The following is a 2,426-nucleotide window of genomic DNA, read 5'->3' as shown; positions in this document are numbered from 1 at the left end:
GTAGGGTAGAACTATATCGCCTTTCCTTATAGGTAGATTTATATAGCCCTCCCTCAGAACCGAACGTACACCTTTCAATGTATTCGGCTCGCCAGTTGTTTCTAAAAAAAAATTATTCTATTTTATGAATTTCCTTATGACATTCTTTACATACCACTAAAGTTTTTCTTCTGATACCTTGCATTACTAAAACCCACATTGGTGGAATAATACTAGGCTTTTTATATTTTTCAAGTACCTCTTTTAGCTTTCTAACATGGTGGACACCAAAATCGTTTCTGTTGTTGCTCTTAAATCCACATAATTCACAGGTATTAGAGTTTAGTCTTTTTATTATTTCTTCACCTTTTACTTTTATAGTATCATCTACTATTGTAAGAGGTTTCCTTACTTTAGTTAATGAATCATTAAAATATGTCATTAACTTCATCCCACTGCTGTTATTATATCTAATACCTACAACCCTTGTTGTTCCTGTACCTTCTTTTCTTGGAACTTCTATTCCATATTTAGCTACAACTTTTTTTATTGATATCCTTTCTTTTTTTGCTATAGTTCTCACCATACTGTAATAGTGATAGTACTTGAATTTATAAAGTTTTGTGCTTACATCTGTTGCAAGACAGTAATAATTATACAATCCTCTAATTTCATCATTGTATTTTGAAATTATTTCCTTAACATCAAGATAAACTCTGTCATTTCTTTGGTGTGGCTTATTATTTTTTCTGAAAGGTTTTATCTTATTATTCACTACCTCTTGAGGTACTAATAATTGTATTTTTCCATTTACTGCCCTTGTTTTAAATCCTCTGGTATTTTTGACTAACTTATCATTATTTATTGCTTTATTTATTTCATAACCTAGGAATTTGGCTCTTTCTTTTACTGTGTGTGTTATAAGCGTTTTTTCCATACTCAACTGCAATTTTAGATTATCTTGTAAAAACAGCTTTATCCTATCCCTTATTTCTTCTGCAAATTTCTTATTACCACTAATACCAACTATGAAATCATCTGCATATCTTACATAAATAACTCTTTTAAATTCTTTGTCAAAAGGGTCTTGAGCAGGTATTTTTCTAAGTTTTGCTGCCAACTCTTTTGCTCTATCAATATTTCCTTTTTTCTTATGATAGTCCCTCAGAGTTCTTGTTCTATGATATTCAGGATTCCTATTTTTTTCACATTTAGTGTTATATTCTTTTTGCAGACTTTCCATAAACTTATCTAGCTCATGTAGATAAATATTGGATAATATCGGACTAATAATTCCACCTTGAGGTGTTCCAGTTAGTGACTCTTGAACTTCATTAAATTCAAGATATCCAGCTTTAAGAAACCTATTAATCAATTCTATAAGTCTACCATCTTTTATTTTTTTCTTTAATATCCCAATTAATATTTCTTGGTTCATGTTATCGAAAAAGCCTTTAATATCACCTTCTATAAACCAATTTACTCCTTTGCACCTTTCTTTTATTTGATAAAGTGCGGTATGACAACTTCTTTTAGGTCTAAATCCATGAGATGTATCACTAAATATAGGCTCATATATACTTTCAATTATTTGCTTTACTACTTCTTGAACCAATTTATCTTGAAAAGATGGTATACCTAACGGTCGTTTTCCTCCCTTCTTCTTCGGAATATAGGTTCTTCTTACTGGATTAGGATAATAGGTTTCACTTTTTAACTTTTCAATTAATTCTTCAATAAGATTATAGCCAAATCCATCAATTGTATTTCCGTCAGTTCCCTTAGTCATATTACCTTCTTTTGCATATACTTCCCTGTAAGCATTTAAGAAAAAATCTTCATTAAATAAATTTCTATAAAGTCTGTCAAATACATAGGCTTCATCTTTTCTAGAATTTTCTTTTAGTATTGATAAAACCACTTCAGCTTTTTGCATTTCGCATACCTCCATAATTTTTCAATCAAACAACCTGTTTTCCTTCGCCCTGTAGTAGGCTTTCCCTACCTCTGACTACTACGAAAACTCCGTAGCCATATGATTAAAACCACTTAGGCTATCTCCGTTTAGTCATAAAAATATATTAGTGTAACTTAGGCTCCCTTTCGTTCCTTTAACACATCGCTGATGTGCTTGAGAAATCATGGAGATTACAGAAATTGACTGCCTTAATCTCTGTAATGTTTCTCGTATGTGTATCAATTGGTTTTCACATACCCAACTCTTTTATGGACAAGAAACTAGGTTCAAACAATTCAGCCTTAGCCATATTACACTTGGTTTCGCACATCACCCTGTCAACCAATTTATTCAAAGTATGTGCTTTCTTGACGTGCTGTGTTCCCTTATATTTGGTTTCCCTCAAAGGTCAGTCAAGTAACCATATAGACAACTCTCCAGTCTATAACCCCTGTGGGGCGATATTTTTATGTCCTTACGGACGCACACA

Annotated in this window: 1 protein-coding gene; it reads right to left on the bottom strand. The window is 31.9% G+C overall.

The genetic code is table 11. The features are described 5' to 3' along the window. Positions 1-112 precede the first annotated feature (112 nt). On the bottom strand, positions 113-1,915 hold the full coding sequence (gene ltrA / locus CLHOM_RS01065) for a group II intron reverse transcriptase/maturase (RefSeq protein ID WP_074782720.1): 1,803 nt from the start codon (positions 1,913-1,915) through the stop codon (positions 113-115). Between the last annotated feature and the right edge of the window lie 511 nt (positions 1,916-2,426).

The sequence above is a fragment of the Clostridium homopropionicum DSM 5847 genome (genome assembly GCF_001263795.1).
GTDB classification, from domain to species: domain Bacteria; phylum Bacillota; class Clostridia; order Clostridiales; family Clostridiaceae; genus Clostridium_H; species Clostridium_H homopropionicum.
This window is presented reverse-complemented; position numbering and strand designations above follow the sequence as displayed.